This is a genomic window from Streptomyces fructofermentans, from assembly GCF_014651055.1.
Lineage (GTDB): Bacteria > Actinomycetota > Actinomycetes > Streptomycetales > Streptomycetaceae > Streptomyces > Streptomyces fructofermentans.
This window is the reverse complement of record NZ_BMWD01000004.1, coordinates 218,505-237,555: the sequence shown is the minus strand read 5'-3', so window position 1 is coordinate 237,555 and position 19,051 is coordinate 218,505. Positions and strand designations below refer to the sequence as shown.

The following is a 19,051-nucleotide window of genomic DNA, read 5'->3' as shown; positions in this document are numbered from 1 at the left end:
GCTGCACACCCACCGACGCGCGGCAGCCGCGTCCCGGCGGCGGCCGTCAGGCGGAGTCCGCCCTCCTCGGCGGATACGGCGGGCGCGCCGGCATCGCCGCCGCTGGGGAGGGCAGCGGCGGCAGCGCCGTCCCGTGCAGCCAGGACGCGAACAACTCGTCCAGCGGCTCGGCCGTGAAGCGGGCCGCGTGCGTGCAGAACCCCGCCGTGGTGACCGTGCCGCCCCGGTGCACGGAGGCCCAGCCGCGCAGCATCCGGAAGAACGCGTCGTCGCCCAGCGCGCAGCGCACCGCGTGCAGCACCAGACCCCCGCGCTCGTAGAGCCGGTCGTCGAACATCAGCTTGCGGCCCGGGTCGGACAGCCGCAGATCCTGCGGCAGCGCCGCCAGCTTGCGGTGGGCGACACCCGCGAGCGCCTGCGCGGTGCGCCCGCCCGAGCGCTCCGACCACAGCCACTCCGCGTACTTCGCGAACCCCTCGTTCAGCCAGATGTGCCGCCAGTCCGCGATGGTCACACTGTTGCCGAACCACTGGTGCGCCAGCTCGTGCGCGATCAGCCGCTCGGAACCCCGCGCCCCGTCCACGTGGTTGGCGCCGAACAGCGACAGCCCCTGCGCCTCCACCGGGACGTCGAGGTCCTCCTCCGTCACGACCACCGCGTACTCGCCGAACGGGTAAGGGCCGAAGAGCTCCTCGAACAGGTCCATCATCGCGGGCTGGCGCGCGAAGTCCCGCGAGAACTCCGTCAGCAGGCCCCCCGGGATGTGCCCCGCCTGCGGCACCCCGCCCAGACCCGGATCGCCGAGCAGCACCGTCTGGTACTTCCCGACCGACAGCCCGACCAGGTAGCTGGAGGTCGGCGCCGCCTGCTCGTACACCCACGTGGTCGTGGACGCCCTCGCCGTGCGGGCCAGCAGCCGCCCGCCCGCCACCACCGAGTACGCCGACGGAGTCGTGATCGAGATCTGGTACGAGGCCTTGTCCGCCGGACGGTCGTTGCAGGGGTACCAGGACGGCGCGCCCACCGGCTGGCTGGCCACCAGGGCCCCGTCCTCCAACTCCTCCCAGCCGAGCCCGCCCCACGGGCTGCGCACCGGCTCGGGGTTGCCCGCCCAGGTGACCTCGATCGTGAACGCGGCCCCGGCCCGGACCGGCTTGGCCGGACGGATCCGCAGCCTGCCGCCCCGGTGCGTGTAGTGCGGCACCCGGCCGTCGACCCGCACCCGGCCGACCCTGAAGTCGGCGAGGTTCAGCTGGAACTCGGTGAGCGGCGCCCGGCCCGCAATGGCGTTCAGCCGCGCCGTGCCGGACAGCCGGTTGGGACCCGGACGGTAGTCCAGGGCGAGCTCGTACCGATGCACCCGGTAACGGGGGTCGCCGTTGGCCGGGAAGTACGGGTCCGCTCCCACTGTCTGCTGAGCCACTGAAGTGTCTGCTCCCTGCGCTGCGCTCGTACGGGGTGCCGGTCCACCGTCCCCCGGCAGCGTACGGGCCGCACCTAGGGACGCCATGCCTCGATCGGATTGCCCAGCCAGCGGGTGTCGTCGGGGACGGACTCCGCAGCCATGACGAGGGAGGCGGGCCCCAGCGTGCTGCGCGCCCCGACGGTGCTGCCGGGCAGGACGATTCCGCCCGGGCCCAGCGTGGCGCCCTCACGGAGGACCACAGTATCCGTCCGCAAGATCCGGTCGTGGAAGAGGTGGGTCTGCAGCACGCAGCCCCGGTTCACCGTCGCCGCGCCGCCCACCGTGACCAGGTCCGTCTCCGGCAGCCAGTAGCTCTCCACCCACGCGCCCCGGCCGATCCGGGCGCCCAGGGCGCGCAGCCACAGGCTCATCGCCGCGGTGCCCGGCACCGAGCCCGCCAGCCACGGCACCGCCACCACCTCGACGAAGGTGTCGGCCAGCTCGTTGCGCCACACGAAACCGCTCCACAACGGGTGCTCGCCCGCCCGGTGCCGCCCCACCAGCAGCCACTTCGCGGCGACGGACACCAGCCCCGCCAGCACGCCCGCCGCCAGCAGCACCGGCCCGGCCAGCGCCCAGGCCCACACCCCCAGCGCACTGAGCGCGGCCACCGTCAGCACCACCAGAGCGGCCGAGCAGAGCACCGGCACGATCCGGCACAGCTCCACCAGCCCGCGCGCCCACAGCAGCCGCGCCGGCGGATCGTACGTACGGCTCTGGTCGCCGCCCCGCGACGAGCGCGGCAGCCGCACCGGCGGCAGCCCCAGGTACGAGCTGCCCTTCTTGGCCTTCTTCGGGGTCGCGGACAGCACCCCGACGAGCCCCCCGTCGGGGACGGAACGGCCCGGCGCGGTCATCCCGGAGTTCCCGAGGAACGCCCTGCGCCCGATCTCCGCCCGCCCCACGCGCATCCAGCCGCCCCCCAGCTCGTAGGGCGCCGTCAGGGTGTCGTCGGCCAGGAACGCGCCCTCGCCGACCGTCGTCAGACTCGGCAGCGCCAGCACCGTCGACACCTCGGCGCCGCGCCCGACCCGCATGCCGAGCAGCCGCAGCCACACCGGCGTGACCAGCCCCGCGTACAGCGGGAACAGGGTCTCCCGTGAGCGGTCCATCAACTGGGTGACCGTCCAGGCCTGCCAGCCGACCCTGCCGTGCGTCGGATGCGTCCCCGGCCGCAGCCCGAGACTCAGCAGCCGCACCGCGAACACCAGGAGCAGGGCGTAGGCGCACCCGAAGGCCAGCGTCGCGGGCACCAGCGCCGCGGCGGCGCCCAGCAGCGCCCCGCCGAGACCGGCGGCCGGGGGGACGAAGGCCCGGGCGACCAGCAGCGCCGCGAACCCCGCGGCCACCGGCAGCGCGGTCAGCCCGAACCCGGTCGCGCCGTACGCCAGCCGCCAGGCCGTCCCGCGCCGCGGACGCTCCTTGGGCCAGTCGCGCTTCGCCCTGCCCAGCTTCACCGCGGGCGCCCCGGCCCAGCGCTGGCCGGTGGGCACGTGCCCGGACACGGCGGAACCGGGAGCGACCTCGGCCCGCTTGCCCACGCGCGCCCCCGGGAAGAGCATGCTCCGGGTGCCGACCACGGCGTGGGCGCCGACCTTGACCGGCCCGATCTCCAGACGGTCGCCGTCGAGCCAGTGCCCCGACAGGTCCACCTCGGACTCCACGGCGGCGCCCCGGCCCAGCTTCAGCATCCCGGTCACCGGCGGCAGCGAGTGCAGGTCCACGTCGGGCCCGACCTTCGCCCCCAGCGCCCGCGCGTACCGCTGCAGCCACGAGCCCGTGAGCGAGGTCGCCCCGCTGAACTCGGCGAGCCGCTCGGCCGTCCACAGCCGCAGATGAACGCTTCCGCCCCGCGGGTAGCCACCGGGCCGCACCCCGCGCAGCAGCAGCCGCGCACCCCCGGCCGCGACCGCCAGCCGGCCCGGCGGGCTGAACAGCAGGGCGCCGCCCGCCGCCACCAGCCACCAGGACGCGGTCGGCATCCACGGGTACGGGCCGAACCGGTGCAGGACGTTGCCCAGCGCGGCCAGCACCACGGTCCAGCGCAGCCCGAGCACGGCGAACAGCGGGACCAGCAGCAGGAGCTGGACCGCCTGGGCCCGCACCGGCACCGGCGCGACCACCCGCGCGGTGCCGTCGCCCTGGGCGGACCGCTCCAGACGCCTGGCCAGCTTGCGCAGCACCGGCTGCTGGTAGATGTCGAGGACGGCGGCACTCGGGTAGCGGGTGCGCAGCCGTGTCGTGAGCTGGGCGGCCGCGAGACTCCCGCCGCCGATCGCGAAGAAGTCGTCCGAGGCGTCGGTGACCGGGATGCCCAGTACCTCGCTCCACTGCTCGGCGAGCCAGGCCTGCGTCCCGTACAGCTCCTCGCCGCCGCCGCCGCCGTCCGTCTCCGCACCGGGCAGCGGCCACGGCAGCGCGGCCCGGTCGACCTTGCCTGACGTGCGGGTCGGCAGTTCGTCGACGGGCGCGAGCAGCGGCACGAGTGCGGCGGGCAGCTCCGCCCTGAGCTTCTCGACGGCCGTCGCCCGGTCCCAGCCCTCCTGGGTGACCACATAGCCGACCAGGAGCTGGTTCCCGCCGCGCGCGGTGCGCACGGCGCACGCCGCGCCCGCGACCGACGGAAGTGCCTGGAGCGCCGCGTCCACCTCGCCCAGCTCGATGCGCCGGCCGCCCAGCTTGATCTGCTCGTCGGCCCGCCCGAGGAAGACCAGCCCCTCGGCCTCGGCCCGCACCAGGTCCCCGCTGCGGTACGCCCGCTCCCAGCCGAGCGACTCCAGCGGGGCGTACTTCTCCGCGTCCTTGCCGGGGTCGAGGTAGCGGGCGAGGCCCACGCCGCCGATCACCAGCTCACCGCTGCCGCCCATCGGCACGGGCTCGCCGCCCTCGTCGACGACGGCCAGCTCCCAACCGTTCAGCGGCAGCCCGATCCGGATCGGCTCCTCGCCGGTCATCAGCGAGGCGCAGGCGACGACGGTGGCCTCGGTCGGCCCGTAGGTGTTCCACACCTCGCGCCCCTCGGTGACCAGCCGCTGCACCAGCTCGGGCGGGCAGGCCTCACCGCCGAAGATCAGCAGCCGGACCTCGTTGAGGGCCTCCGGCTCCCACAACGCCGCCAGCGTCGGCACGGTGGACACGACGGTGATCTCCTGCTCGACCAGCCAGGGCCCCAGATCGGCGCCGCTGCGCACCTGAGCACGCGGCACGGGCACCAGGCAGGCCCCGTGCCGCCAGGCGAGCCACATCTCCTCGCAGGAGGCGTCGAAGGCGACCGAGAGGCCGGCCATGACCCGGTCGCCGGGACCGATGGGGTCCTCCGGCAGGAACAGCCCGGCCTCCGCGTCCACGAAGGCGGCGGCGCTCCGGTGGCTGACCGCCACGCCCTTGGGCCTGCCGGTCGAACCGGAGGTGAAGATGATCCACGCGTCGTGCTCGACGCCCGGCCGAGCCGCGCGTGTGCCGCCGCTGCCGTGGACGGTGAGTTCGTGCCCGGCCCCGACGACCGCCCGCACCCCCGCCTCGCCGAAGACCAGTTCGGCCCGCTCGTCCGGGTCCTCGGCGTCCACCGGCACATAGGCGGCACCGGCGGCCAGCACGGCGAGGATCGCCACGTACAGCTCGTCGGTCCCGGACGGGACGCGGACGCCGACGCGGTCCCCGAGGCCCACGCCCGCGGCGCTGAGCCGACGGCGGAGGGTCTCGACCTCCACGGCGAGCGCGCGGTAGGTGAGGCAGCGCCTGCCGTCGTCGAGGGCCGGCTCGTCCGGGTGGGCCCGCACGGAGGCGTCGAAGATGTCGACGAGCGTGCGCGCGGAGGGGGCGCCTGCGGCGGAGAAGCGTGCCAGGTCGCCGAACTCGGCCCGCACCTCGGCGTCGGACAACGCGAGATCGGGGCCTTGCTGGAGGGCTGCCATCGGGTCCTCACGTGTGGTTCCCGGAACGTCCGGGGGCGCCGGCGGGCCCGCAGGTATGCCTGGGGATATTCCGGTCAGCGCCGAACAAGCGTGGAATTTTAGTACGACGCTAAGCGGGGACCCCGGGCCCGGCGAGGCGGGGAGGCCTTCGGAGGGACACGGAACCGGATGTTCCGGAGCCCTGACATGGAGGTACGTCAACCTGACGAGATCTGTCCCACATCCGGCCCCGGGGGCGGGCGGACCCGGCGGACGGGCACCCCCGCGCGCCCATGGAGGAGGGGCGGGGCGGGGCGGGCGACGGAACGGCGACGAACAACCAGTGAGGGCCGCGACCAGTGGTCGCGGCCCTCACTCCGTGTGTGTCCGAGGGGGGACTTGAACCCCCACGCCCGATAAAGGGCACTAGCACCTCAAGCTAGCGCGTCTGCCATTCCGCCACCCGGACAAGGTGTCTGTCGCGCGGGGTTCCCCTCGCGGCGACGAAGGAAACATTACCAGGCTTTCGAGGGCCCCCGATCACGGGCCGTCGCCGCGTGAACGACGTGTGACGGAGCGGGTCCGGCCTTGGGGACGGGAGGCCGGAGGGGGAGGATGAGAGGGTCCACCAGCAGTGACCGTGGGAGGAAGCAGCGTGAGCGAGCCGGACACGACCAGGAGCATCAAGGGTGAGGACGAGGTCGTAGACCTCTGTCGCGAGCTGATCCAGATCGACACCAGCAACTACGGCGACCACTCGGGTCCGGGTGAGCGCAAGGCCGCCGAGTACGTCGCCGAGAAGCTCGCCGAGGTGGGACTCGAACCGCAGATCTTCGAATCCCACACGGGCCGCGCCTCCACGGTGGTCAGGATCGAGGGGGAGGACCGCTCCCGTCCCGGACTGCTCATCCACGGGCACACCGACGTCGTCCCGGCCAACGCCCAGGACTGGACCCACCACCCGTTCTCCGGCGAGATCGCCGACGGCTGCGTCTGGGGCCGCGGCGCCGTCGACATGAAGGACATGGACGCGATGACCCTCGCGGTCGTGCGCGACCGGATGCGCAGCGGGCGCAAACCGCCGCGCGACCTCGTGCTGGCGTTCCTGGCCGACGAGGAGGCGGGCGGCAGGTTCGGCGCGAAGTTCCTGGTCGACAAGCACCCCGACCTCTTCGAGGGCGTGACCGAGGCGATCGGCGAGGTCGGCGGATTCTCCTTCACGGTCAACGAGAAGCTGCGGCTGTACCTCGTCGAGACCGCGCAGAAGGGCATGCACTGGATGAAGCTGACCGTGGACGGCACCGCCGGCCACGGCTCGATGATCCACCGCGACAACGCCATCACCGAGCTGTCGGAGGCCGTGGGCAGGCTCGGCCGGCACACCTTCCCGGTGCGCGTGACGAAGACCCTCCGGCACTTCCTCGACGAACTCGGTGACGCCCTCGGCACCGAACTCGACCCGGAGAACATGGACGCGACGCTCGCCAAGCTGGGCGGGATCGCCAAACTCATCGGCGCCTCGCTCCAGAACACCGCGAACCCGACCCAGCTCGGCGCCGGCTACAAGGTGAACGTGATCCCCGGCCAGGCCACCGCGCACGTCGACGGGCGTTATCTGCCGGGCTACGAGGAGGAGTTCCTCGCCGACCTCGACCGCATCCTCGGCCCGAACGTGCGGCGCGAGGACGTGCACGCCGACAAGGCGCTGGAGACCACCTTCGACGGGGCCCTGGTCGACGCCATGCAGACGGCGCTGTCCGCCGAGGACCCGATCGCGCGGGCCGTTCCGTACATGCTCTCCGCCGGCACGGACGCCAAGTCCTTCGACGACCTGGGCATCCGCTGCTTCGGCTTCGCGCCGCTGAAGCTCCCGCCGGAGCTGGACTTCGCCGGGATGTTCCACGGCGTGGACGAGAGGGTGCCGGTCGACGCCCTCCGGTTCGGCGTCCGGGTGCTCGACCGTTTCGTCGAGGCCTCCTGACCGGAACCCGCCGCGGATCGCGGGAGGAGCCGTCCCGGAGCGTTCCGCGGCGGGAGGGGACTCCGTTAATCGCCAGCGCGTACGGGATCGACTGAGAAGAGTGAATGCGCTCATAGGCTCGTAGCCCTATTACTCCCTCCTCGTTACAGGTGATGCGATCCGCGGTTGGGATCGCATTGCCAACAAGGAGGAATAATGATCAAGAAGGTCGTCGCCGCTGCGGCTGCCACGGGTGGCCTCGTTCTCGCTGGTGCGGGTATGGCGGTTGCCGACGCCGGTGCTCAGGGTGCCGCTGTGCACTCGCCCGGCGTGCTTTCGGGCAACGTCATCCAGGCGCCGATTCACGTGCCGGTGAACGTCTGCGGCAACACGGTCTCCGTGATCGGGCTGCTGAACCCCGCCTTCGGCAACACCTGCGCCAACGTCTGACGTTGTGCTCACCTCATGAAGGGCCGGCCGTCCCGTGAGGGGCCGAACCCCTGAGGATCCGAGTCCGCGGCCCCGGAGTGCGCGCCATGCGCTCCGGGGCCGTCGATTTCCCGAATTCGGCGCACACGCATCCGAGCGGTGCGCATTCCCGAAGCAATACGGCTCAGCAAGGCAGGGAACAGCTATGCGACAGGTCACCCGCAAAGGCCTGATGACGGTTGCGGCCGCGACCGGTGTCCTCGCCGCCACCGGCGGATACGCGCACGCCGACTCGGGGGCGTACGGGGGTGCCTCGAACTCCCCGGGCGTGCTCTCGGGGAACTCCGTGCAGGCTCCGGTGCACGTGCCGGTCAACGCGTGCGGCAACACCGTGAACGTGGTCGGGCTGCTCAACCCGGCGATGGGCAACAGCTGCGTGAACAAGGGCGGCTCCGGACGCCACGCGTCCGGCGGCTCGCACGCCGCGGGCCACACGAGCAGGTCCCCCGGGGTGGGTTCGGGGAACTCCGTGCAGGCTCCGGTGCACGTGCCGGTCAACGCCTGCGGCAACGGCGTCTCCGTCGTGGGTGTCGGCAACGCGGCCGGGGGCAACGGCTGCGGGAACACGTCGCACGGCCACCGGACGCCTCCCGGCCACGGCCACCCGAACACTCCGGGCAAGCCCGGTCACCCCGGTCACCCCGGTCACCCCGGCCACCCGGGCCACCCGGGTCACCCCGGCCACCCGGGGAATCCCGGTGAGCCCGGCAACGAGGGTGAGCCCGGCGGGCCCGGCAACCCGGGTAATCCCGGTACGCCCGGCAACCCCGGTACGCCAGGCAACCCCGGTACGCCCGGCAACCCCGGCAACCCGGACGGGCCGCGGACCTCCGGGAACGGGACCCCCGGGTCCTCGGACGCGAACCACGTGGGTGCCCGGTCCGCCGCCGGTCAGGGCACGGACCAACTCGCGAGCACCGGCAGCGGGCTGCCCCTCGGCCTCGCGCTCCCCATGGGCGCGGGCGCGCTGCTGGCGGGCGCCGTGCTCTACCGCAGGGCCCGCGCCGCGGCGTGACCGAACGCCATGACGCCTCCCACGGCGCCATGGCCGGACCGGCGCCCCGACGGGGGGCGCGGTGCGACGGGCCCCGTCCCTCGGGGCCCGTTCCGTTTCAGCCGTCCCGCGTCACCAGGTGGCGCGCACCTGGCGGATGATGCGCCGCCGCAACCGCACCCTGCGGCTCCCGTCGCGGTGCAGGCTGAGGCGCTCCAACTCCCAGTGGCCGTACTCGGCATGGTCCGTCAGCAGGCGTGTGGCTTCCTTGCGGGACACCCCGCGCGGCACGTACACGTCGACAAATTCGTATTCCGGCATCGCATCTATTGTGCGTGCAGAGCCTGTGTACGGATAGCGTCTGCACTATGTCTGATGCTGCGCAGCCCACCGCTGCCGAGGTACGCGCCGCCGCCGAGGCGGTCAAGACCGCGCTCGACCGTCACCTGGCGGCGGTCGAGCGCAGGTCGGGTGAGGACGATCCGGCCGTCTACGAGGCGTTCAACGAGCTGGCCGCGGCCGCCGAGGAGTACGACGAGCTCCTCTACGACCGCTACGACGAGGTCACCCCCTTCGAGATCCCCGGGACGGACGACGCCCTGCCGCCCTACGAGGGTCCGGAGGAGCCGAACGCGCTGAGCGTGCTGATCCGCCGCGACTACGCGGTGGTGGAGCCGCAGCGACTGCTGGCGCAGGCCCAGCGGGTGGAGGCCGTGGAGGAGTCCGGGGCCTCGGAGGCGGGATTCGACGCGGCCTCCGGCAGCGTGCACGGCGCGCTGGGTGTCCTCTTCGGGGAGTTCGAGCCCGACGAGATCGCGTCCCGGCACAAGGAGTTCGGTCTGGAGGAGGGCGACTCCACGCTGTGGGTCACCGCATCGGACGAACCGGCCGATCCCGGTGAGTGGCTGGAGGCGCCGTTCGAGCAGGCCGACCCGCACCGGGTGGTCTGCCGCTTCGACGTGAGCGCCGTCTTCGACGAGGAGTCCGACGACCTCGACGACGACGCCGAGCCCGTGGACCGTGACGACGAAGCGGATGAACCCGACGACGCGGACGACCTGGACGAGGCGGACGGAGCGCGGGAGCCGCTGGACGCGGATCGCTGACGGTCCGCGGAACGCGAGCGGTGGCGGTCACCGGGCTCCGGGCCCGGTGACCGCCACCGCCGTGTCCGGGGCCCCTCGGCCCCGCCGCGCGCGCGGCCCCACGAGGCGGGGGCCGCGTGCGGGGCGGCGAGGCGGGGCCGAGGGGCGAGGACTCAGCCGGCCACCGGCACCTGGGCCTTGAGCAGCGCGGGCAGCCGGGTCGTACGGGGCTTCGCGGCCACCTCGGCCACGGCGCGCGGCAGTGCCTGCTCCACGCCGTGGACCACGGAGAGGTGCCGCTCCGCGCGGCCGAAGGCGGTGTAGACCCAGGGCCGGGTCAGGACGCCGGCGGCGTCGCCGGGCAGTACCACGACCACGGCCGGCCAGCGGAATCCGGCCGCCTGGTGCGCCGTGAGCGCCCAGCCGTGCCGGACGGTCTGCTCCACCCGCTCCTTGGGCACCACGACGGCGGTACCGGCGCACTCCAGGTGGAGTCCGTCGGCGTCGGCCTTCACCACGTGGCCCGTGACCGTACGGCCCGGTGAGGGGGTGTGCGCGATCCGGTCGCCCGGGTCGAAGCCACCGAAGCGCCCCGGACCGGGATTGAGCCGCTCCTTGAGCGCGGTGTTCAGCGCCCGGGTGCCCACCGCGCCGCCGTGCCCCGGAGTGATCACCTGGGTCTGCTCCGCGGGGATGCCGATCGCTCTCGGCACCGAGTCCGCGACGAGCTGCACGGTGCGCAGCACCGCTTCCCCGGCATCGCGCACCGGGACGATCACGACCTCCTTGCCGGGCGCCTCGACCTGGTTCAGCTCGCCCACTCCGATGCCCGAGACCAACTCGCCGACGGGGCCCGGGTCCGGAGTGCGGGAGGCGATCTGCGGGCACACCCGGGCGGCCAGCAGGTCCGCGAAGACGCGGCCGGGCCCGGCGGACCACAGCACTCCCGGGTCCCCGCTCAGTACGAGCCGGGCGCCGTCGGGGAGCGACTCGGCGAGCATCGCGGCGTTCTCGACGTCGAGCTGCGGAGCGTCGAGCACGACGAGGAGGTCGGTCCGCAGCAGGCCGTCGCTGTCCCGGCCCGGCCCCTCGGTCCCGGAGAGCAGCCCCGCGACCGTCGTCACCGTCACGGAGTCCTCGGCGCCGGTCGCGCCGGTCGGGTCGGCGGTGCCGGTCGGGTCGGCGGTGCCGGCCCCGGTGTTCGAGGGGGCCAGGCCGGCCTTCCCGTCCGCGGCGGCCAGCAGCGCGGCGAAGCGGCGGCGGCCGTCCGCCGTGTGGGTCGTCGCGCACACCCGCAGCCCGAGGGAGCGGGCGACGGACATCAGGGCCGCCGGCTCGGCGCGGGCCGCCTCGCCGCCGGTGTGCAGGACCAGGCCGTGCGTCGCGGCGGCGCGGATCAGCTCGGCGGCGGAACCGGTCGCGGCCGACTCCCAGCCCGCGGCGGAGGCGTCCTCCTTGGGCAGGGTGTTGACCACGCGGGCGAGACCGTCGGCGAGGCTCTCCTCGGCGAGCGCGTACCGCTCCAGGCCGATCAGGACGCGCACCGGACGCTCCTGCTCGGCCTCCTCACCCTCGTCACCCTCGTCACCCTCGTCACCCTGGTCACCCGCTTGGGAGTCCTCGGGCGGCGTCGTCGGCGCGGGTGCCGGGCCGGTGCCCGGCTCGTCGAGCGCGTCCTGGAACACCAGGGCGTCGCCCTCCGCAAGGGCGCCCTGCAGCGCGGCGTCCGGGTCCGGCACCGAGCGCTGGGCGAGCGCCGCGTGCAGCGCGGGCGCCTCCAGGGCGGTGTGCCCTGCGAGCGCCGCCTGCTCCAGGAGCCAGACCGTCACCGCCCGGCCCCGTCGCTCGTCGTCCGGCCGGCACTCCGCGCCGAGCAGGGCCCGGGCGAAGCCGTCGGCCTGCTCGGGCCGCACGCCGGGCACGCGAAGCAACTGCCACGGGTCCTCGCGCAGCAGGGTCTCGGCCTCCTCGCCGAGGGTCGCGGTCGCCTGGACCGCGAGCGTGTCGGGTGCGCCGCCCCCGACCAGCACGGCACGCACCGCGTCGACGGTCTCCGAGGCCATCGGCGCCGGGGCCCGCGGGACGACGGGCCTGGGCTGCGGGGTGGGCTGCGGGGCGGCCCTGCGCGGGGTCGGCTCGGGTCCGTCGAAGGCGCCGGCCGGGGGCTTCTCGCCGCTCTCCACGGCCCGTACGGCCGCGAGCAGGTCGGCGGCCTTCCCGCTCAGCCCCGCCCCGCTGCTGACGGGACCCGCCTTCTCCGCCTTCCGCCGCTCGATCCGCTCCCGCAGCTCGCGCTGCGCGGCCAGTTCGGCCTCGGCCTCGGACAGTTGGGCGGCACCCTCGGCGGTCGCCCCGGGGTCCGTCCCATCTCCCTCGGCGGCGGCGGGCTCGGACCCGTCGGCGCTGTCGGTGCCGTCGGTGCTGTCGGCGCTCTTGGCACTGTCGGTGGGGTCGGAGCTGTCGGTGCCGCCCGGTCCGTCCGCCGCGGCCTCGGGGCCGTCGGGCGACGGGTCGGCCTGCGGCTCGGCCTCCTCCGCGGCGGCGGGCTCCGGGGCTGCGGGCTCCGTGGTCACAGCGTGCTCCAGTCGTGATCGGGATAGCGGTGCACGGGCGCCGACACGTCGTCGAGCGCCCGGCAGATCTCGTCAGGAAGACTAAGGGTCTCCACTGACAACGCCGCCGTGAGCTGCAGCGCGTTGCGTGCGCCGATGATGGGGGCGGCCACCCCCGGCCGGTCCCGGACCCACGCCAGGGCCACCTGGAGCGGGGTCACGGCCAGACCGTCCGCCGCCGTCGTCACGGCGTCCACGATGCGGCTCGCCGGCTCGTCCAGGTACGGCTCGACGAACGGAGCCATGTGCTCGGAGGCGCCGCGGGAGTCCGACGGCGTCGCGTTGCGGTACTTGCCCGTCAGCACGCCGCGGCCCAGGGGCGAGGAGGGCAGCAGGCCGATGCCGAGGTCCAGGGCGGCGGGCAGCACCTCGCGCTCGACGCCCCGCTGCAGCAGCGAGTACTCCATCTGCGTGCTCGACAGGCGGGTGCGTATCCCGGGCGCGGCGAGCTGCCACGTCGCCGCCTTCGCGAGCTGCCAGCCGCAGAAGTTGGAGACCCCGGCGTAGCGCGCGCGGCCACTGCTGACCGCGATGTCGAGGGCCTGGAGGGTCTCCTCCAGCGGCGCGTCCGGGTCGAAGGCGTGGATCTGCCACAGGTCGACGTAGTCGGTGCCGAGCCGCGTGAGCGAGGCGTCGAGCGCGGACAGCAGATGCCCGCGGGAGCCGTCGAAGCGCCGGTCGGGGTCCGGGACGCTGCCCGCCTTGGTGGAGATCACCAGGTCGCGGCGCGGCACCAGGCCCTCCATCAACTGCCCGAGCAGGTACTCGGCCTCACCGCCGCCGTACACGTCGGCGGTGTCGACGAGCGTTCCGCCCGCCTCCCAGAACACCTTCAACAGGTCCGCGGCGTCGTGCTCGTCGGTGTCCCGGCCCCAGGTGAGGGTGCCGAGCCCGATGCGGGACACGCGCAGGCCGGTACGGCCGAGATGCCTCTGCTCCATGGGCGCTGAGATTACTGGCCAGGACCCGTTGTGTGGGGGCCTGTGGACAACCGGGACCGCATGATCCCCGACCGGCTCCCTGCCGCCGGGCCCGGCAGCGCGCTAGGGTGCCGCACAAGGGACGTTACTGATCAGTAAGGGGAATCGGCCATGCAGCTCGGGATCAACCTCGGCTACTGGGGTGCCGGAATGGACGCGGACAACCTCGCCGTGGCCAAGGAGGCCGACCGCCTGGGCTACGCGGTCTGCTGGGCCGCGGAGGCGTACGGCTCCGACGCGGCCACGGTGCTCAGCTGGGTCGCCGCCCAGACCGAGCGCATCGACGTCGGATCGGCCATCTTCCAGATCCCGGCGCGCCAGCCCGCGATGACCGCGATGACCGCCGCCACGCTCGACTCGCTGTCGGGCGGCCGCTTCCGCCTCGGCCTCGGCGTCTCCGGGCCGCAGGTCTCCGAGGGCTGGTACGGCGTCAAGTTCGACAGCCCGCTGGCCCGCACCCGCGAGTACGTCGAGATCGTGCGCAGGGCCATGACCCGCGAACGCCTCTCGTACGACGGCGCGCACTGGACCCTGCCGCTGCCGGACGGCCCCGGCAAGCCCCTCAAGCTGACCGTGCACCCGGAGCGCGAGCACATTCCGCTCTACATCGCCGCCATCGGCCCCAAGAACCTGGAGCAGACCGGCGAGATCGCCGACGGCGCCCTGCTGATCTTCCCGTCCGCCGAGCACCTGGAGGACACGGCGATCAGGCACCTGCGCGCGGGCCGCGAGAAGGCCGGGCTGACGATGGACGGCTTCGACGTCTGCCCGACCGTGCCGCTGGCGCTCGGCGAGGACAAGGACGTACCGGCCCTGGCCGACATGTTCCGCCCGTACACCGCGCTGTACGTGGGCGGCATGGGCAGCCGCAAGCAGAACTTCTACAACAAGCTCGCCCAGCGCATGGGCTACGAGAAGGAGGCCGCCGAGATCCAGGACAAGTACCTGGCCGGCGACAAGGCGGGCGCGGCGGCCGCCATTCCGCAGCAGCTCATCGACGAGACCACCCTGCTCGGCTCGGTGGACCGCATCGCCGACCGCATGAAGGCCTATGCCGCCGCCGGGGTCACCACCCTGACGCTGGCCCCCGCGGGCTTCACCCGCGACGAGCGACTCGCCTCGCTCCGCGCCGGTACCGAGGCGCTGGAGCGGGCCGGACTCGCGTAGCCGGCGGCGACGGCGGAGAAGGAGAAGTTCTGCGGCCGTGGTGGGGGCTCGGGGGTCTTCCCCGCCACGGCCGTCACGGGTAACAACGCGCGGAGAGCCGCTCGGTTACGCCCCCGTACGCCCTTCCCGTCAGCCGTTCGGCGGATTTGTCCGACGCACGTGTTGCCGCACGCCCCACCACGCATTTGACTCGTTCTTTGCGGAGTCCTGCATGGAGGTGGCAGTCATGCTTTCGGCCAAGAGTCTTTTCCAGGAAATCCTCGACGACGACGAGTCGTTCCGGCTCTTCTGCTCCATCGCTGCGAGCGGGGAGTCGCAGGGGGGCTGGGAGAACGCGCGGATCGCGGCGCTCGTCCCGGCGAGCGAACGCGCGCTCGCTCCCAAGATCACCCGGCACGGAGCCGACGAGGACAAGCACGGGCGGATCTTCAACGCGCTCCTCAAGAAGCGCGGACTCGAACCCGTCGAGGTCCCGCCCGACACCGACTACACGATGCTGCTCGAACGGCACGGCATCGGCCTGGCCCACGAGAAGCTCAAGGGCGACGAACCGCTCACGGTCCCGGACATCGTCACCTACCTCGCCCACAGCAGAGTGACCGAGCAGCGGGCCTCCGAGCAGATGGACCTGCTGCGCCGCCACTTCGCCGACCACCCCGACCTCGGCCGCGCCGTGCGGATGATCTCGAACGACGAGGACAACCACCTCGCCTACTGCCACGAGGAACTCCTGCGCTTCGCGCGCGAGGGCCACGGCAGGGCCATCCAGCGCACCCTGCGCGAGTGCGCGCTCGCCGAGATCCGCGTCTACCGCGACGTCAGCCTCGCCGTCATGGACCACATGGGGCGCATCCTCGGCTGGTCCCGGCCCAAGGCGGCCGTGCTCGCCGCGGGCATCCGCGCCGTGTACGCGTACGAGCGCCTCAACGGCTGGCGCCGGATGGTCTCCCTGACGATGCCGGAGCGCCGCGACGCGCTGGGCGGGCCCGCGACGGCCGCCCCCGAGTTCGCCTGATCGGACGCCACGCGCGCGTGCCGCCGTTCCGCGCGGCCCGCGGGCGTGGGAGGGCCCGGAGCGGTCCCGCCTGCCTTGCGCGCGCGGGGGAGCCGGGAACGGCCCCCTGACACCGGCTAGAGCCAGCCGCGCCGCTTGAAGAGGCGGTGCAGCCCGATCTCCAGCACCGCCATCACCAGCAGCACGGCCGGATAGGACCACATCCAGTGCAACTCGGGCATGTGCTCGAAGTTCATGCCGTAGATGCCCGCGATCATCGTCGGGACCGCCGCCATAGCCGCCCACGCGGAGATCTTCCGCATGTCGTCGTTCTGCCGGACGCTCATCTGTGCGAGATGCGCCGACAGGATGTCCGACACCAGCCGGTCCAGGCCCTCCACGGACTCGTTCACCCGGGTCAGGTGGTCGCTGACGTCACGGAAGAACGGCCGTGCGGCCGCCTCGACGAACGGCACGTCGGTGCCGAGCGCGCCCGAACCCGCGAGCCGTGTCGCCGGGACCGACAGCGGCCCCGTCGCCCTGCGGAACTCCAGGACCTGCCGCTTGAACGTGTAGATCCTGGACGCGGTGTGCCGGGACCCGCCGACCTGCGGCGAGAACACCTCCGCCTCCAGCTCCTCCAGGTCGGTCTGCAGCTCGGTCGCCACCTCCAGGTAGTGGTCGACGGCGGCGTCCGCGACCGCGTACAGCACCGCCGTCGGCCCCAGCCGCGTCAGCTCCGCGTCCCGCTCCAGGCGGTCCCGAACGACCTTGAGGGGCGCCCCCTCGCCGTGCCGCACGGTCACCACGAAGGAGTCGCCGAGGAAGACCATGACCTCCCCCGAGGAGACGGTGTCGCTGTCCGGTTCGTACGTCACCGGCTTCAGGACGACGAACAGCGAGTCGTCGTAGACCTCCAGCTTGGGCCGCTGGTGGGCCTTCAGCGCGTCCTCGACCGCCAGCGCGTGCAGCGCGAACTCCTGGGCGACGCGGTCGAACTCCCCCTCCGTCGGCTCGTGCAGTCCGACCCACACGAAGGCGTTCCCCGAGGAGCGCGCCTCCGCCAGGGCGTCGGAGAAGTCCTCCGGCCCCTCCGTCCGGTGTCCGTCGCGGTACAGCCCGCAGTCGACGATCACGGAGCGTATTCTCCCTCCACTCGGGCCGCGGGGCATTCCGGCCGCCGCCTACGCTGAGCCGTATGCCCACCTTGATCCTCGTCAGGCACGGACGCTCCACCGCCAACACCGCGGGACTGCTCGCCGGGCGCACTCCCGGCGTCGCCCTCGACGAGCGCGGCACCGCACAGGCCGCCGCCCTGCCCGGACGCCTCGCGGCACTGCCGATCTCCGAGGTCGTCACCAGCCCCCTGGAACGCTGCCGGGACACGGTCCGGCCGCTCCTCGACGCCCGGCCCGGCCTGCGGTCGCACGTGGACGAGCGCCTCAACGAGTGCGACTACGGCGACTGGTCCGGCCGCAAGCTCGCCGAGCTGAAGGACGAGCCGCTGATGGAGGTGGTCCAGGCGCACCCCTCCGCCGCCGCTTTCCCCGGCGGCGAGTCCATGCGGGCCATGCAGACCAGGGCGGCCGAGGCGGTCCGCGAGTGGAACGCGCGCGTGGCGGACGAGCACGGCGCCGACGCCGTCTACCTGGTGTGCTCGCACGGCGACATCATCAAGTCCCTCGTCGCCGACGCGCTCGGACTGCATCTGGACCTCTTCCAGCGGATCTCCGTGGAACCGTGTTCCGTCACGGCGATCCGCTACACACGGCTGCGCCCCTTCCTCGTACGCCTCGGGGACACCGGCGACTTCGCGGCGCTCGCCCCGCGCGAGGAAGCCCCGACGACGGACGCCGCGGTCGGGGGCGGTGCGGGCGCACCGTGATCGTCCGCCGCAGTAGGGTGAAGCGGTCGAAGCAGCGCAGCAGTTGTCAGCAGCACTCAGTCGATGGCAGATGCAGTCGATCCAATGGAGACAGGACGTGTCCCGTCAGGTGTTCCTCTACGACCCGCCGGACCGTTTCGTAGCCGGCACGGTCGGGCTGCCAGGGCGCCGCACCTTCTTCCTGCAGGCCTCCTCCGGCCCCCGGGTGACCAGTGTGGCGCTGGAGAAGACGCAGGTGGCGGCGCTGGCCGAGCGGATGGACGAGCTTCTCGACGAGGTCGTACGACGCACCGGCGGCAGCGCCCCGGTGCCGGCGATGGTCCCCTCGGAGGTCTCCGACACCGCACCCCTCGAGTCGCCGGTCGAGGAGGAGTTCCGGGTCGGCACCATGGCGCTCGCCTGGGACGGCGACGAACAGCGCATGATCGTCGAGGCGCAGGCACTGGTGGAGCTGGAGGCGGACTCGGAGGAGGATCTCGCCGAGGCCGAGGAGCGGCTCCTCCAGGACGAGGAGAACGGCCCGCCCATGCTGCGGGTCCGCCTCACCGGCGCACAGGCCCGCGCCTTCGCCAAGCGCGCCCTCGACGTCGTCAACGCGGGCCGGCCGCCGTGCCCGCTGTGCAGCCTCCCGCTCGACCCGGAAGGACACGTATGTCCGCGCCAGAACGGATACCGACGCGAGGCGTGACCACGGCCGAGCTGCTCGCCGAGGGCGAACTCACGGTACGGGGCCGCATCCGCGAGGCATCCAACGCGGTCCTGCTGTGCGACGTGGCGCACGAGGGCCTGGAGGCCGCGTGCGTGTACAAGCCCGTGGCCGGCGAACGCCCGCTGTGGGACTTCCCCGACGGCACCCTCGCCCAGCGCGAGGTGGCGGCCTACGAGGTCTCCGAGGCGACCGGCTGGGGCCTCGTCCCGCCCACCGTCCTGCGCGACGGGCCGTACGGCGAGGGCATGTGCCAGCTCTGGGTCGAGTCGGTGTCGGCGGGCGCGGACCTGCTCGCCCTGGTCGACGCCGAGGAGCCCGGCGAGGGCTGGCGGGCCGTCGGCCTGGCCGAGGTCGGCGAGGGCCGCACCGCGCTGCTCGTGCACGCCGACGACGAGCGGCTGCGCCGCCTCGCCGTCCTCGACGCGGTGATCAACAACGCGGACCGCAAGGGGGGCCACCTGCTGCCCGCGGCCGAGGGGCGGCTGTTCGGGATCGACCACGGGGTCACCTTCAACGCCGAGAACAAGCTGCGGACGCTGCTGTGGGGCTGGGCCGGGGAGGAACTCACGCCGGAGGCGGTCGACGTGCTGAAGGGCCTCGGACAGGCCCTGGACGGCACGCTGGGCACCCGGCTGGCGCAACTCGTCACGGAGGAGGAAGTGGCCGCCACGCGCGCGCGTGTGGCCGGTCTGCTCGCCTCGGGACGCCATCCCGAGCCGTCGGGGGAGTGGCCCGCGATCCCCTGGCCGCCCGTCTAGCCCGGCCGCACACCCCGGCGGCGCCGGCAAGAGGGCCTTCCCGGCCGTCCGGCCCGCTCC

At 73.4% G+C, this 19,051-nt stretch carries 15 protein-coding genes and 1 tRNA gene; 9 read left to right on the top strand and 7 right to left on the bottom strand.

Annotated elements, in window-relative coordinates; genetic code table 11:
• Nucleotides 1–46: 46 nt before the first annotated feature.
• The 3 genes from IE265_RS07905 to IE265_RS07895 form a co-directional block, all read right to left on the bottom strand.
• Entirely contained in the window at nucleotides 47–1,408 is a 1,362-nt protein-coding gene (locus IE265_RS07905) for a M1 family metallopeptidase (RefSeq protein ID WP_229916095.1), read from the bottom strand.
• An 89-nt stretch (nucleotides 1,409–1,497) separates the two neighbouring features.
• Entirely contained in the window at nucleotides 1,498–5,379 is a 3,882-nt protein-coding gene (locus IE265_RS07900; protein ID WP_190034652.1) for a Pls/PosA family non-ribosomal peptide synthetase, read from the bottom strand.
• Nucleotides 5,380–5,742: 363 nt separating this feature from the next.
• Nucleotides 5,743–5,827: transfer RNA gene (locus IE265_RS07895), tRNA-Leu, on the bottom strand.
• Nucleotides 5,828–6,013: 186 nt separating this feature from the next.
• Between IE265_RS07895 and IE265_RS07890 the strand changes: the two genes are divergently transcribed.
• The 3 genes from IE265_RS07890 to IE265_RS07880 all read left to right on the top strand — a co-directional run bounded on the left by IE265_RS07890 (nucleotide 6,014) and on the right by IE265_RS07880 (nucleotide 8,822).
• On the top strand, nucleotides 6,014–7,339 hold the full coding sequence (locus IE265_RS07890) for a M20/M25/M40 family metallo-hydrolase (RefSeq protein WP_190034651.1): 1,326 nt from the start codon (nucleotides 6,014–6,016) through the stop codon (nucleotides 7,337–7,339).
• Between the two features lie 195 nt (nucleotides 7,340–7,534).
• Nucleotides 7,535–7,768 (top strand): chaplin ChpH, encoded by a 234-nt coding sequence (chpH, locus tag IE265_RS07885; protein ID WP_190034650.1) that lies wholly within the window; start codon nucleotides 7,535–7,537, stop codon nucleotides 7,766–7,768.
• A 184-nt stretch (nucleotides 7,769–7,952) separates the two neighbouring features.
• A complete protein-coding gene (locus IE265_RS07880; protein ID WP_190034649.1) occupies nucleotides 7,953–8,822 on the top strand; it encodes a chaplin in 870 nt (289 codons plus the stop codon).
• 111 nt (nucleotides 8,823–8,933) lie between these two features.
• Here the strand turns inward: IE265_RS07880 and IE265_RS07875 are convergent, their stop codons facing one another.
• Complete coding sequence (locus tag IE265_RS07875; RefSeq protein WP_190034648.1) at nucleotides 8,934–9,122, bottom strand: DUF5703 family protein; 189 nt, start codon at nucleotides 9,120–9,122, stop codon at nucleotides 8,934–8,936.
• A 47-nt stretch (nucleotides 9,123–9,169) separates the two neighbouring features.
• On the opposite strand from IE265_RS07875, the gene IE265_RS07870 reads away from it, so the two are divergent.
• A complete protein-coding gene (locus tag IE265_RS07870; protein WP_190034647.1) occupies nucleotides 9,170–9,907 on the top strand; it encodes a hypothetical protein in 738 nt (245 codons plus the stop codon).
• A gap of 152 nt (nucleotides 9,908–10,059) precedes the next feature.
• On the opposite strand, the gene IE265_RS07865 is transcribed toward IE265_RS07870, so the two are convergent.
• Entirely contained in the window at nucleotides 10,060–12,459 is a 2,400-nt protein-coding gene (locus tag IE265_RS07865) for a helix-hairpin-helix domain-containing protein (protein ID WP_190034646.1), read from the bottom strand.
• On the bottom strand, nucleotides 12,456–13,439 hold the full coding sequence (locus IE265_RS07860) for an aldo/keto reductase (protein WP_190034645.1): 984 nt from the start codon (nucleotides 13,437–13,439) through the stop codon (nucleotides 12,456–12,458). Before IE265_RS07860 ends, IE265_RS07865 begins: the two co-directional genes overlap by 4 nt.
• A gap of 150 nt (nucleotides 13,440–13,589) precedes the next feature.
• On the opposite strand from IE265_RS07860, the gene IE265_RS07855 reads away from it, so the two are divergent.
• A complete protein-coding gene (locus IE265_RS07855) occupies nucleotides 13,590–14,645 on the top strand; it encodes an LLM class F420-dependent oxidoreductase (RefSeq protein ID WP_190034644.1) in 1,056 nt (351 codons plus the stop codon).
• A gap of 226 nt (nucleotides 14,646–14,871) precedes the next feature.
• Entirely contained in the window at nucleotides 14,872–15,660 is a 789-nt protein-coding gene (locus tag IE265_RS07850) for a ferritin-like domain-containing protein (RefSeq protein WP_190034643.1), read from the top strand.
• A gap of 116 nt (nucleotides 15,661–15,776) precedes the next feature.
• Here IE265_RS07850 and corA read toward each other — a convergent pair whose 3' ends face one another.
• A complete protein-coding gene (gene corA / locus IE265_RS07845; protein WP_190034642.1) occupies nucleotides 15,777–16,775 on the bottom strand; it encodes a magnesium/cobalt transporter CorA in 999 nt (332 codons plus the stop codon).
• A gap of 62 nt (nucleotides 16,776–16,837) precedes the next feature.
• On the opposite strand from corA, the gene IE265_RS07840 reads away from it, so the two are divergent.
• The 3 genes from IE265_RS07840 (at nucleotide 16,838) to IE265_RS07830 (ending at nucleotide 18,991) form a co-directional block, all read left to right on the top strand.
• Nucleotides 16,838–17,524: a histidine phosphatase family protein gene (locus IE265_RS07840; protein ID WP_190034641.1), complete on the top strand. Its 687-nt coding sequence runs from the start codon at nucleotides 16,838–16,840 to the stop codon at nucleotides 17,522–17,524.
• Between the two features lie 97 nt (nucleotides 17,525–17,621).
• Nucleotides 17,622–18,212, top strand: coding sequence for a DUF3090 domain-containing protein (locus IE265_RS07835; RefSeq protein WP_190034640.1), 591 nt, complete (start codon nucleotides 17,622–17,624; stop codon nucleotides 18,210–18,212).
• Complete coding sequence (locus IE265_RS07830; protein WP_190034639.1) at nucleotides 18,176–18,991, top strand: SCO1664 family protein; 816 nt, start codon at nucleotides 18,176–18,178, stop codon at nucleotides 18,989–18,991. Before IE265_RS07835 ends, IE265_RS07830 begins: the two co-directional genes overlap by 37 nt.
• The last annotated feature ends 60 nt before the right edge of the window (nucleotides 18,992–19,051 follow it).